At 53.8% G+C, this 13,693-nt stretch carries 7 protein-coding genes and 2 pseudogenes; all 9 read right to left on the reverse strand.

Annotation, left to right across the window (positions count from 1 at the left end; all coding sequences use genetic code 11):
• Window positions 1–108: 108 nt before the first annotated feature.
• The 9 genes and pseudogenes from CW354_RS01670 to CW354_RS01710 all read right to left on the reverse strand — a co-directional run bounded on the left by CW354_RS01670 (window position 109) and on the right by CW354_RS01710 (window position 13,659).
• On the reverse strand, window positions 109–2,964 hold the full coding sequence (locus tag CW354_RS01670; RefSeq protein WP_207764615.1) for a M16 family metallopeptidase: 2,856 nt from the start codon (window positions 2,962–2,964) through the stop codon (window positions 109–111).
• 202 nt (window positions 2,965–3,166) lie between these two features.
• Window positions 3,167–5,857, reverse strand: coding sequence for a TonB-dependent receptor (locus tag CW354_RS01675; RefSeq protein WP_133162118.1), 2,691 nt, complete (start codon window positions 5,855–5,857; stop codon window positions 3,167–3,169).
• Window positions 5,858–5,966: 109 nt separating this feature from the next.
• A complete protein-coding gene (locus tag CW354_RS01680; RefSeq protein WP_104828304.1) occupies window positions 5,967–7,031 on the reverse strand; it encodes a FecR family protein in 1,065 nt (354 codons plus the stop codon).
• A gap of 11 nt (window positions 7,032–7,042) precedes the next feature.
• A complete protein-coding gene (locus tag CW354_RS01685) occupies window positions 7,043–7,645 on the reverse strand; it encodes an RNA polymerase sigma factor (RefSeq protein WP_165793476.1) in 603 nt (200 codons plus the stop codon).
• A gap of 477 nt (window positions 7,646–8,122) precedes the next feature.
• Window positions 8,123–8,335: pseudogene (locus CW354_RS01690) on the reverse strand (IS5/IS1182 family transposase); the annotation flags it as partial.
• A gap of 347 nt (window positions 8,336–8,682) precedes the next feature.
• Window positions 8,683–9,306, reverse strand: a pseudogene (locus tag CW354_RS01695) (tyrosine-type recombinase/integrase).
• Window positions 9,307–9,546: 240 nt separating this feature from the next.
• Complete coding sequence (locus CW354_RS01700; RefSeq protein WP_133162120.1) at window positions 9,547–10,602, reverse strand: DUF4132 domain-containing protein; 1,056 nt, start codon at window positions 10,600–10,602, stop codon at window positions 9,547–9,549.
• Between the two features lie 159 nt (window positions 10,603–10,761).
• The gene (locus CW354_RS01705; RefSeq protein WP_165793477.1) at window positions 10,762–11,490 is read right to left on the reverse strand and encodes a DUF3558 domain-containing protein; all 729 of its coding nucleotides are present in this window, start codon (window positions 11,488–11,490) and stop codon (window positions 10,762–10,764) included.
• Window positions 11,491–11,502: 12 nt separating this feature from the next.
• Window positions 11,503–13,659 (reverse strand): LamG domain-containing protein, encoded by a 2,157-nt coding sequence (locus CW354_RS01710; protein WP_104828309.1) that lies wholly within the window; start codon window positions 13,657–13,659, stop codon window positions 11,503–11,505.
• Window positions 13,660–13,693 lie beyond the last annotated feature (34 nt).

Genomic DNA, 13,693 nt, shown 5'->3' on the forward strand with positions numbered 1-13,693 from the left:
CAAATCCCCTCAAGCGTCCATACTTATTTGACGACGGACAGGAAGCGGCCCAGAACACCGCTGGCGTGGACATTTGTTTCAGCGAAGTCTGATGGCTGCGCGAGCCATCTATCCAGACTCGCCCGCAACAATCCTATCACCGTTCGGGTCTAGCTCGACTATCTCTAAATCTAATCGCTCCAATTCAGGGAAGATAGACGTTTTGTCTCCGACAACAACAAAAATCATATCCTTTACATTGAGGTGCTTTTTCGCGAGGCCATTGAGTTCACTACGGTTTATAGATGAAAGTATCGTTTTTTGCTCATCAACAAATTTTTTGGAAAGGTCATAAGTTTGAATTTTGCTCAAGAAACCAAGTTTCTGCTCAGGCGTTTCAAATTTTAAAGCATTAATTCGGCCCATAGCGCTTTGTGCAAACTGAAGCTCATGGTCGGTCGGCCCTCCCTCAACATACTTGACAATTTCCTTGATGATTTCACGAATGGATGCGTCGGTAGCATCCGTGCGAACGCTCGCGGATGCGAGAAAAAAACCGTATTCTTGCTCGCCGTGAAATTGCGAGGAGATTCCATAGGTATATCCTTTGTCCTCACGCAGATTAAGATTTAAACGACTATTAAACGCGCCGCCAAGCGGAAAGTTCAAAATTTGCAGACGATATTGCTCCCCCGTCGCGTCGAAAGGGAGGCTATGCTTTCCGATAATTATTTGAGATTGTTCTGCATTCGGCCTGTCGATAAAATAAAGCGTTCTACCTTCAATTTCTGGAAATGGCATCAGCGGCGGCGCATCCGGCGCCTCGCCACGCCACTCCGCAAAGTGCGTCATATTTTTTAATAACGCTCGTTTGTTAAGGTCGCTAACCACGACAATTTCAGCAGCGTTCGGTTTGTAGTAAGTGCTATGAAATTCAACAACATCATCCAGTGTTATATTCGCCAATGTTTCTTCCGTACCGATATCCATATTAGAAACACTGTTTTTCTCCCCGAGAAGGAGACGGCGGAACGTTCGACTAGCCGTTCGCCCTGCGTGCTTCTTTTCGTCGCGAATTCTTTCCAACTGTTGAGCTTTGACTCTCTCGAAATCCGCATCATCGAATTTGGGAAACAGCAGCTTCTCGGCGGCGATTTCTATGGTCTCGTCAAGGTTTTTCGTCAGGCTCTTCAATGTGAGTGTTGTTTCCATCGCGCCTGACGTAATCGCCATAAATGAACCCAACTTCTGCAGCCGGTTGGAAAGTTCTTCAGCCGTAGATTGTGTTGTCGCTTCGTTGAGCATTGCAGCAGTCAGCATGGCCAGTCCCAACTTGTCGGCCGGTTCAGCCCTCTGCCCAGCCTTAATTCGAAACATCAACACGGTTGTCGGTGTCTCATTATTGACTGCCCCGAGCACCGCGATCTTATTTTTGGTGCGCCCCGTCCATAACTTGGGAACCGGCGCAAAGAACGCCGGCTCAGCGGCAGGTTCAATACTACGGTCAAATTCATCTACAGGCGTTCGATACTTCAGTTTGCTCTTATCTACGGTAGCGTATTTTGGAAGTTTCCGTTTATACCGAGACCAATTGTCAGCGTGCGCGACTTGTTCTGGTTTTCCATTTTCTACGACGCTAGCGATAACGGCTGGCTTATTCTTAATGTATTTTCGGTATACCCGCATCACATCATTTTTTGTGACATTCTCCAAACGTTCAATATCGGTTCCAATTTGGTTCGGATTGCCAGTGAAAGTCTCGTTCGCAGCTAATTGGCTTACTTTCCCATTGACGCTTTCAAGCTCATAGACCATGGGAGCAATCAAACCGGCCTTCGCGCGCGCGAGATCATCGTCCTGGACGCCGCGCGCTTCAAATTCTGAAAATGTATCTCGAATAATCGTCTCAAGGTCGCTTAGCGTTACGCCGTCTTGCACGTTAGGTTTCGCGACAATGACAAACTGACAAGCAAGTTCTTGGCAATATTGAAATGCGTTCGCACGAACAGCCAGTCCGGTTTTTACAAGGTTTTTGTAAAGCAACGATGTTTGGTGCTGGCCGATAATCGAGGCCAGAATGTCAAGCGGCGCTTCGTCGGAATGGCGGGCATAACTGCCTGGAAACACCATGGTGAGTTGTGGCAGCGACACATTGTCTTCGAAAGAAATATAGCGATCCTCGTTGAGAGTAATCGGTTGCTTTTCCGGCGCCTCGACCTCCGGCCCTCGTGGAATAGAACCGAAATATTTTTGCACCCACGCGAGCGTCTGCTCTCGATCAAAATCGCCTCCGATTGTCAAAGTCGCATTATTAGGCCCATACCATCGCAAGAAAAACTCTTTCAAATCGTTGACGTTGACGCGATCAAGATCTTCTACGTAACCGATCGTTTGCCACGAATATGGGTGCCCTTCAGGAAATAAAGCTTCCGCGATACGTTCAGGCGTTAGCCCGTAAGGAACATTGTCAACACGCAATTTACGCTCATTCTTTACTGTGGCTCTTTGTACTTCGAACTGTTCCTGGGTCACCGCGGGCAATAAGAATCCCATACGATCTGATTCTAGCCATAACATTTTTTCCAATTGGTTGGCTGGCACAGTCTGATAGTAATTTGTGCGATCGCTATTAGTTGTGCCGTTCAGAGTTCCACCGGCCTCAGAAACGATTCTAAAATGTTGGTCATCGCCCACATTCTCCGACCCCTGAAACATCATATGCTCAAAAAGATGTGCAAATCCAGACTTGCCAACTTCCTCTCTGGCTGAGCCAACGTGGTAGGTCACGTCTACATGAACAATCGGATCAGACTTGTCCTCATGCAAGATTACTGTCAGCCCATTCGCGAGTTCATATTTCTCATAGGGAATAACGATTTCATCAGATTTTTTGGTAACTTTTTCAATCAAACGAACGGCGTCGCTTGCAGTCGCCGGCTGCGCGACAACAAGCGCACCGATAATTCCGACGACGATTTCTCCCAAGCAACTAATGCGCCTTGACATTAAAGCTTCCTTTCATATTTATTTTCTTTGTACTGAGCATTGCTCTTTATTCCGGCCAACCCAGACCTTGAAGCACGCATACTACGACTCGCGAGCAAGGTTTCATTGCGCACCCCGTTAAGACAGCTAAGGACACGTTGAAGATGCGCCACCCGGACAAGCAGGGGCAGCCAGATTAAGATCACCAGTTTTTGGTAACGCCGATCGAAACAAAGCGCCCCATCGCACTAGCGTTAACCGGGTCAAATTCGATATCACCAGGAATAGACGACCTGACGAAAGGAGGTTCCGAGTCAAAAAGATTGACGACATTGACCGCAAATCGCGTTCCGCCAAGCAAGCCCACGCCGTCGGCGACATAGGCGGCGCTTATATCAACCGTCGTCCAGCTTTCGACTTTTTCATCCGCATATCCAAAAGGCCTGCCATTGCGGTAGGAATCCACATAGTTGAAAAATGCTTTAACGTTGACGCCGGAGCGCCGCCAGGAAAGCTGATTGCGGAGTCGGAAATCTACAGGCCTCATAAATTTGTTGATATCATCGGTAAACGGCACCGCCGCAACGGGACGCACTCCCTGCTCGATGATAAAGTTCCCGGCAAAACGCGCTTCGAATTCATCTCCACGACGAGTTTCAAAACGATAGCCGATATCGAAATCGAGCCCCTTACTCCGGGTCTGAGCTATGTTGGTTATCCGCTCATCGCCGATAACGGTAACCGGCTCTCCCGCCAGGCCAAAAATCGGCCGCAAATCGAAAACAAATACTGGCGCGGCGAGGCCCAAAAAATCGTCCACTTGCGCATCGAACGCTGCAGCGCCAACAGCATCGTTTGGACGGCGGTTTATAAAATCGGCTAATATCTCTTCGTTGGACAGGTCTAATTGGATGCCCGCAATACGGTCTTCAAAATCGATACTGTAGTAGGTCACAGATGCATCAAGACCGGGTATGAATGCAGGGGATAAATCAACTCCCATCGTAAAGTTTGTTGATCGCTCCTGCGTCACTTCTGTCGAGCCGAGCAAGCGCAATATGATTGACTGGCCTGGGGTTAAAGGATTTGCCGCCAATGGATCGGGTTCCAAATCAACAATCACACTTGAGATAGTATCTGACTCTGCCTGCTCGAGAAGGTTGGGCGCTCGATAGGATTTCCCCCAAGAGCCACGCAATTTAAACCCGTCAACGATAGTCCAGTCGACGCCAACTTTCGGAACGACCTCGCCGCCGAAATTTTCGTACGAATCGTAGCGCGCGGCGACGCTAACATTAAAGGCTTCAACGAAGGGCATGTCATTGCGCGAGCTGACCAACGGCATGTAAAATTCGCCAAAGCCCGACCAGATATTTTGTTTATTTTCGATATCCGAAAGCGATATGCCGGAGCTGGTTAGATCAGACGTGAAATCATCGCGACGCCATTCCGCACCTAGTGCAAGCCGCGTTGAACCGCCGGGCAACGAGAATAGCGGCCCCGAGCCCTCACCACGCATAGAGGTCGTTGTCGAATGCGATTGAAATATAGTGGCAGAAGCGAGGGTTTCTGAAAGATTATCACGAGTCGACCAAGAACCCGTCAAACGCGCTGTCCAATTCTCGCTCACATCATAATCAATCCCTCCATAAAGGCTGAACTGTTCCGCCTCAAAGGGATTGATAATATCCGGTGTTCCTTGCGCTGGCGTACCGCCGTCGCGGGTCAGGTAAAGCCCGTTGAAATAGGCGGTAAGATCATCTCCCAGCTCTTGGCGTGCTGTCAGTGTAACATTGTGATCTGTGCCACCCTGCAACCAATGCGTTCCGGGAAATAGGATTCCGCGCTCGCGGGTCGCTTCGCGATCGGCGTTGAACACCGGTTTTTGCTTATCGAAAGTATAATTGACAATAGCGTTGCCGCTTCCCCATCCTGCTCCCAGACTTTGAGATGCGCGATATTGCGTTCCGCCGCCTTGCGTCGATGTTCCCCAAAGCAAGTCAGTTTCCGCTCCCCGCACATCGTCACGCAAAATAATATTTACAACGCCACCGACGGCATCGGCGCCATAGATGGCCGACGCGCCGTCAGGCAAGATTTCAATCCGTTCGACCATGGAGGAAGGGATGGCTGAGACGTCAGCAGCGCCAACTCCTGATAATGAGCCGGCAGATACGCGCCTGCCGTTGATCAAGACAAGCGTATTTTCATCTCCCAACCCCCTAAGATCGATAGATCGATCCCCGGTTAGGCCTGAAATTTCGGACGACAGGTTCTGCGGTATTGTTCGCAAGAAGCCTGAGAGCGTCGTTTGGCCGGAGTTTAAGATGTCTTCCCTTTCGAAGACGGTCACCGGCGAGCCCGCGGGCGCAACCCCTTTGATGCTCGTCCCGGTGACTACAATTATATCAGGCTCTTCTTGATCTTCATCTTCCTCGTTTGTTTTTCCGCCTACTCCCCGAACATCATCTTCCTGATCCACCTGAGCCACGCGAAAGGTGCGGGCCTCATCGGCGCCGGCCGATGCGAGGGTTATGGTGTAGGCGCCGTTTGACAGCTCGTTGAACTTGAGCCCGGAATTCACGAGAAGCTTGTTCAGCGCTTCTTCCGGCTCCATTTCGCCTTTGACCGCCGGGGCCATCTTGCCTTCCACGAGATTTCGCGGCGCAGCGACGGCGAGGCCGGATTGTTCGTTGATAGCCAGGAGCGCTTTAGCGAGCGGTTGCGCTTCGATATCGAATTGCCGTTCGCCTTCAGCAAATGCCGGTGTTACGGCCACGGACAGCGCGACCATGGATGCCGCGCCAACAAAAATTCCCTTATATTTAGTTCCTGTCATGATGATCGCCCCTCTCGACGGTTTATTTGCAACTAAGCCGCCGAAGCGCGTCACCCCTGCTCCGCCTTTCCGGCTTCTTAACTACGACGGGGAGGCGTCCCTCGCGTTCCAAAAATTTTCATCGAACCGTCAAATTTTCATAACGTAGCGCGAGCCATTTCGATCAGCGGCGACGGATGACGATTTCCCGCGAGCCTGTCCGATCGACTTTGACCGGCTGGATCGACTCGACCACATCAAAGAACTGATCGACGTCAGAGGTCTGGAAGGCGAGCGTCGAGCGCAAATCCCCGACATCGGACGATGCAATTCGGACCGGCTTATCATAGTAGCGGTTCAGATCAGCGACGATTTCGGCGAGGCTCGCATCCTCATAAGCGAGCCGGCCCTCGCGCCAGGCGCCAGGCGGCGCCTGTTCGACCTGCCGGACTTCAGGCAGCGCAACGCGCCGCGCAGACGAGACGCGCTCGCCGGCGATCAGCACCTGTTTTCCAATATCGGCGACCTCGCCGCTATCGATCATTCGCTCAATATTGTCCGGCTTCATCACCTCGACGACGCCTTCGAGAACCGACACATGGACGATCTCGGCGCTGCGCTTGACGTCGAATTTTGTGCCGACGACGCGCACAAGCGTGTCCTGGGCTGCCACGAAAAACGGCCGGCCCGGATCTTTCGTGACCTCGAAAAACGCCTCGCCTTCTAGCAGTGTCACGCGCCTTGCGGTCGCTGTGAAATCGGTCGTAACTTCGGATTTCGCGCCAAGCGTAATGACCGTTCCGTCTTCGAGGGTGACGTCCCGGATTTCGCCAAGCCCGGTCGCGTAGTCGGACGTTGCGACCTGCGCCGACGTCGATGGCGGCGCAAACAACGCCGTATAGGAAATGACGCTGACAGTTGCGATCACGCCAAGCGCCAATGTGACGGCGAGTGCAGGTTTGCGCAGCCAGTCGGCGATCAGCACGGCGAGCCCGCGCTTTCGGTCAAGCGCCTCGTCAAGATCGACGCCGGCTTCGAACGCGACATAGTCGAGGTCGCGATAGACCTGCTCGAATTCGCGATAGGCGATTTTGCGAGCGCGGTCGCCATGGAGCCACACTTCGAAGGCCTCGCGAATCTCACGCGTGACTTCGCCCGAATGCAAAGTTGTGAACCATTCGGCCGCATCGCGCTCCAGCGCTTCCTCTTTAGAGAGGCCGTCCTCGTTATGGTCGACAGTTTCCGTCATGAATTCCTAATTCACTTCCTTCGTCCGTTGCTGAGCGCCAATCGTTTTTGTCGCTTCAAGGCAACCACGAGCGCCGCTATCCCAGCATTCATGTTCCGGCTAATATCGCCGGCGGACCATCCTGTTTCCTCGCTGATCTCGCGATAGCTTTTGCCTTCAACACGGCTCATCGCGAGGATCACCTGCTGCTTATGCGGTAATTCCTGCATGGTCGCGATCAATGTCTCAAACCGTTCTTTTGCAACTACGACGCGCTCGGGCGTAATTTCTTCCAACCGCAGCTCAGCGTCGAGGGCGATTTGCTCGGCGATATAGGCGTCGGCGACCTTGCCGGAGCGCTTGGCGTCGAGCACCAGGTTACGTGCCGCGATGAAAATGAAGGAGCGCGGATCCTTGATATCCTGCGGGTTCTCGAGAGCGGCGTATTTAGCAAATGCCGATTGGACAACGTCTTCTGGTTCGGGCGGTCCGGACCCGAATGATTTCCGGATATTTGCGACAAGGGCGGCGAAATGCGCGCGATAGAGGTCGTCAAGGCGGTTGTCGGCGGTGACTGACGAGTCACCTTTCCCGACGGCCGTTTTGTTACGACTTATCGACTTCGACTTTCGCAACCGCGCGCTTAACCTCCTCAGAAAGGCGGCATCGTAGATTGCAGCCGCCTAGGGGAACAAGGAATTTCCATGCATCATTGGGCATTTTAACAAATTGGTTGGCTTAAAGGACACAAATTGAGGCGTGCGCGCAACGAGAGCAAAAAAATCACCGGTCGAACAGTTAAAGCTTGGAACGGAACTGCGCTTCATCCGTCTTTGCGCCCATAACAGCGACGCAATCCTAAGTCGCATTTGCTCGATTTGGAGTAAATTCGGACCTGCGTCGTCATTAATGTGAAGGGAGCTTCCCTTCGCCCAATAATAAGCCCTCGGAACTAAGGTTCGCGCCACCCCAATCCCTCCGAGCGGCGCGGGTCTTTTTTGAAGAGACGCCCCACCTTCTGCTATTACTAGAATAGTCACTTTATTGCAGGTATTAAGTAGCCAAGATCTATCTTAGTCTGCATGACGTTTATGGCTCATGGCGGACATTGACTAGGCACTGTTGACGAAGTGCCGAAACCAGAGCCGGATCGAGGCGCGATGGATGAAGCCGAGATAGCTTTCGGCGCTTTTGTCGTATCGGGTCGCGAGGCGGCGTGAGCTGCGCAGCTTGTTGAAGCACCGCTCGATACGGTTTCTCAGCGTATAGACGAAGTCTTCGATCTGGATAGGATCCTTACGGTTTTTGCGAGCCGGGCCGGCGGGCGGCCGCCAAGGAAGGCAGGCGGCGGCGCGCATCCGACCGCCCTGCTCCACCGTGAAACCGGAACGCAAGCCCAACGCAAACGCACGCCCGCCGGTCAGCTCCGACCGCAAGAGAGGGAGGCCGGAGAAAGCCACCTTCAGGCCGCACCTGTTTGATGACGCCAAAAGCCCCTCGGGGAAACGCCGAATATGTGGCGAAAGGCGTCTAGCTCAGCGCAAAAAGAGGATATCCAAAACAAAAGCAGTTACGTCGCCAACATCCTCTTAGCGGTCGTTAGCCATCCGACCATCATGCTCCATAATGGCTACTTGCAGTAATTTTTCATACTTGCAGCGACAAAACGACACTAAAGCTCTATACTTTCGGCGAGCGCCAATGCGTCTTCGACTTCCACGCTTAGATACCGAACGGTGCTGTCGATCTTCGTGTGGCCTAACAACAATTGGACAGCCCTCAGATTTCCAGTTTTCCGATAGATTAATGTCGGTTTGGTTCTTCTCATTGAATGAGTCGCATACGATGATCGGGGCAAATCTATCTATCCAATCCATCGTTGGACCAGTCTTGCGTACTGCCGTGTGGTCAGATGCTTGTTTCGATCTTTTCTGCTTGGAAACAACCAATCGTGTGAGCGTAGCTTCTTAAAGTTGCTCCATTCGTCAATGGCTTCACGCGTACACTTTGTCATCTCAAATTGAACTGGATTTCCGGTCTTGCTTTGTAGCATCTTCGCGCGACTTCGAATTTCGCCACCTATTCGTAAATCTGAAACCCGTATTCGCAAGAGATCGCAGCCCCTTAGCTTGCTATCAATCGCTAAATTGAAGAGCGCAAGATCCCTCTTATTATTGCCAAGTTGCAGGCGCACCCGGATTGCCCATGCTTCCTGCGGCTTGAGCGGTGTCTTTTGGCCGACAAGTTTTCCCTTGTTCCAAGGAATATGGTTTTCCTTTGCTTTGGCAATCGCCATATTCAACTCCTACACTCTGGGAACTAAACATGTAACAGATCGATCACTCATTTCCTGGAGTAAGTTAAGTGCATTGCCAATTCCGCTATCACACACCGGCAATTAACAAGAGAATTCCGCTTGCGTTCGGGCGATCTCCTCCCAGTCGGCTTGCGAAGATTTGTTTGATGCAGCGTCACGTGGCTTATTCGCCGTCCGGCGCGGACGCCGCCGCGGCTGTTTCCGTGCCGCATCCAGAGCCTATTGCGCGCGAGTGATTGCATCCTCTTTCTTGATCTCCTCTTTTAACCATTCGGCATATTGCGCAACCGATCCCGCCCGCGCATCGACGACGGTTTTCGTAATCTGCATCGTTTGCTTGTTTTCCAGCAGTCGGACCTGTCGTTCGGCCTGTTTCAGCGCGTTTTCCATCATTTCTTCAAACCGCGCTCTCTGATTTGCCGGCAGCGCATCTAACTGACCCCTGTTTTGCTCAAATTCCCTCCGCGCCTCGGCGAGATCCTTTCTCGCCTTCGCCAGATCTTTCTGGTCCTTCTTACTGATACTCGGCAGGCCTAGCGTCATCGTCGTCTCATGAGGGATGAGCATCGTCGTATCGCCGCCATTCATGCTTTTCAGATATTGGTGCTTGCGGTCGATGCGTTGAATGAAGAACGGTTCGGACTTGCCTTTCCTTTTGGCGACGCCGTCGAACCGCATGCCAAGCGCAATATGACGGTCCTTGTCAATCAGCAAGCCGACGGAATTGATGGTGTAGTCAACGCCGTCAGCTTCTTGCGTTGCGTTGAGGCCATCCTGAAACAAAAAGTAGGCTTCATGCCCGTCGGCGCTGACGGCGTTCACAAAGTCCGCTTGCGCAGCGAACTCTTTTGCGTCCGACGCTGTGTCTTTTACCACCTGTATCTGCTTTTCCGGATCATCGACCAGGGCCTCTTTCACACCCTCCGCCATGGCGTTCAGCCCCAACTCGAACACGATCAGTTTCTCTTTTTCATCGGATGTGAGCGTACGTCCCTGACGGCCCGCCTCTAAAACCGCGATCAAATAGACGACCTCGCCGGTAATGCTGTACATTGTGAAGCCGGCGTGAGCCATCATGGAGCCCATTCCATAACCCCCTCCATTAACCGGTCCCATTTGATCCATCGCCTTCATGGCGGCTTCGCCGGGATTGACTTGCCGAAAACCGATCGTTCCCCCGGCATCGCCCTTGACCGCTTCGAAATAAAGAAACGCGTCAGGCGTGTTGGGGATGCCAGTCGTTTCACGAATGAAAAAACCCTCGATTCCGTTCATGCGCGCCGCCTCGCGCTGTTGCATGGTCTCGAATATTTCGGCGGCGGTTTGCGCGTTCGCCGCGGGCGCGAAAAGCATCGCGGCGACTGTCGATAAAATCAGTTTACGCATGGTCGTCTCCCCTTCGGGTTTGGCGTGAAAGCGTCGTCTGCGGAGACGTCACCGCGGCTTGGCGGCGTTGATCAAGGCGGAATTATATTCCATGGCGAGATTGCGCGCCTGGCTGAGACGCTCGTCGGCCGTACGCGCCGGATCTTGCAGAATCACGGCGAATGCGGCTTCGGCGGCCATCGTTTCAGCATCATAGGCGCCGCCGGCGACGCCAAGACCGGTCATGACGAACATCGTCACGCTGTCATCCGTTTCGGCGACGAAGCGCTGCGCGCCGGGGCCGAAATCGGCCGGCTTATAGGGCGCGCTCGGCTGGCCGTAATTCAGATCGGCGAGTGCAAGCAAGTCATCGACCGGCATGGTGGAGTTGAATGTTTCATAGGGCGTCATGACCGCGACCACGGAGACGTTTCTTCCAAGCCCCTCCGCGTCGCGATAGGAACAGCGCGGATTGGCGCTCCCCTGTCTCCTATTGCTGGCGTCGGCGACAACCTCTCGGACATTCAACAAGCTCTGTGCGACAGCCTCGGTGATCTGTCTGCAGGGGTTCAGCAAGGCATCGACGTAATAGGCCGGGCCGGTCGGTTCCGGCGCTGAGGCATCGGTTGTTTCTTCGGATGCTTGTCGCCTATCCGCATCGCGCGCCGCGTTGCCGGTCGCGGATTGCTCGCCGCCGCAGCCGGCGAGGAATGCAACGCCTGCGAAGAAAGCCAAGGCGTTGCAACAGGCAAGATGCTTGCGATATTTCATCCCGGATTTGGCCAACTCATTGATCATTGCGCCCATCCGTTATCTCAGGCCGATTTCGCGGCAAATCAGCTGCAGGCCGACAATTTCCTTTGTGGACATAAGCCCATGTTCATTCCAATGAACGATCAGCCCTGTCGCCAACGTGTCGGACGGACACAAAACGGCCTTGTGCCATTCCCCGCAATTCGGTCGTGTGTCCGTGTGAACATTGGGCCAATAGGTTGTGGATCCATCTTTGTTTATCTTGTCGCCGGATATCCGTAGGCCTTTCATGCGTTTATTGCCGTTGAAAGATGAGCAAACTTCGATAGAGCCGATCCCGAAAAGATCCTGAGGATCCTGGTTCAGGCTAACCTGTTTGTGGCTGTGCTCTGAATAGCTGCCGCACCCCCGCGTCTGACGACCAATGTTGAGTCCTATCCGACATGGCCGATTGGTGCGTTCCCACCAGCTGATATGGTTCAGAAATTCGTTGCGGAGATCCATCCTTATCGTATCTTCGCCCTCATAACCCGTGAGGCCGGAAAACTTCGGCTCCCCCACCGGCCGGGGTTTGCCGGCCGCCTCCAGGCCCTGCTGGTGATCGCGCGCCTCTTCCGCCGCCGCTTCAGCTTCCTCTCGCTCGCGTGCAGCTTCCTCTGCCGCCTCAGGCGAGTCATATTGCGGGTCCGGCGCGCCAGTCGGCAGGCGGCTCAAATCCGGGTTTTCAATTTCGTCCGGTATATGACCAACAGAACGCTCGTCCGTCGGCTCAAGTTCCGGCGCCTGGGACGGCGCGCCGATATCCGTATTCTTCATATCGTCCGGAACCTGACCGACGGACCGCTCCCCCTGCTGCGTCATGCCCGTTGCCCCACTCGATTTCTTGAGGGGCGGGTCATCGGGAAATTGTCGGTCACCCTGCGAAACGCACGCGAACCGATCAACTGACGTTGATGTCTCAAACTGATCTCCAGGCAGCGCACCGCAGCGGAACTGATCCCCCGGCAGATCCGCCCTATCGAACTGATCGCCCGGAAGAGCCTTGCATTCGAACTGATCGCCCGGAAGACGCCGACAGGCGAATTGGTCTCCGGGTAATTGCGTATTTTCAAACTGATCGCCGGGCAGCCGACTGCAAACGAATTGATCGCCGGGTAGAGCCGCAGGGTCGAATTGATCGCCGGGCAGCAGTGCGGAATCGAACTGATCGCCTGGCAGCTTGGCGAATTCGCGCTCATCGACAGTAATTTCCCGACAATTAAACTGATCGCCGGGCAGGAAACGCGGATCGAACTGATCGCCCGGCAACGGCTCCACCGTGCGACCCGGCCTCTTGCCAAGATTGCCTGACTCTTCTTCCCCTGCATCATTCTTCTCGGTCTCGCCGATAGCTTCGGCGGTTTGCGCGTCGCCGGAACTTGCATCAGGGTCGAGGTCAGGCGCATTGCGGGGCCGTCCAATTTCCGGATTGGCGATGCCCTCGGGAATTTGCGACACGGTGCGGCGCTGCTTTCCGGCGCCTTGCCGGAGTCCGTCGATGAGATCTGGCGATAAGGCGCTAGCGTAAACCCGCACGTCATCAATCGCCAGGTCTCTCGTAGTGCCATAATACGTCTTGAAGTCGTTGCCGCCGACAAAGACATAGGGCGTCTTGCCGGCTTCGGGGTCGTCCGGATCCAGAAATTTTCGCGGCTCTTTTGTATTAATATTGAGCCCGTCCTTGATTGTCGGCGGGCCGTCATTTTGATGGAGCCGGGCAATTCCAGCGCCTGTATCAAGCACGGCGGCGACAAAGACCCATTCGCCATTCGGGACTTTGTCGCCAGAATAAGAAACGCCCGGCCCGCCCGTACGCATGGCGAGCGTGCCGCCATTGACCGCCAAGGAAAGCCCTGCGGTGCTGCCGGAGTGAAAGACAGTGCGCGAACCGCTCGCGCCGTCTTCCTGTTTCACCCAGGCGGTGACGGTGACTTGCGGATAATCCTGGTGATCGAGGTTGAACGGCAGCGCGAGAACCGCCTCTCTGTCAAAGCTCAGGGCTTTCCCGACCTTTCCTGGCACCGCGACCGCTCCGCCTTCGCGTGAATAAGGTTTTCCCAGGCCGTCATCAGCGCTTTCCATCGGAAAATGAAGCAGCAAGTCTTGCGCCTTCGACACCGAAGCCATCACGGCAAATACAGCGATCAGAACGGCGCCAAAGCGAATTTTATTCATGAGATATTCTCCCGGAGGGTGAGGCGCATATAGT

Source organism: Hyphococcus luteus, from assembly GCF_002943565.1.
In the GTDB taxonomy this organism is placed as follows: domain Bacteria; phylum Pseudomonadota; class Alphaproteobacteria; order Caulobacterales; family Parvularculaceae; genus Hyphococcus; species Hyphococcus luteus.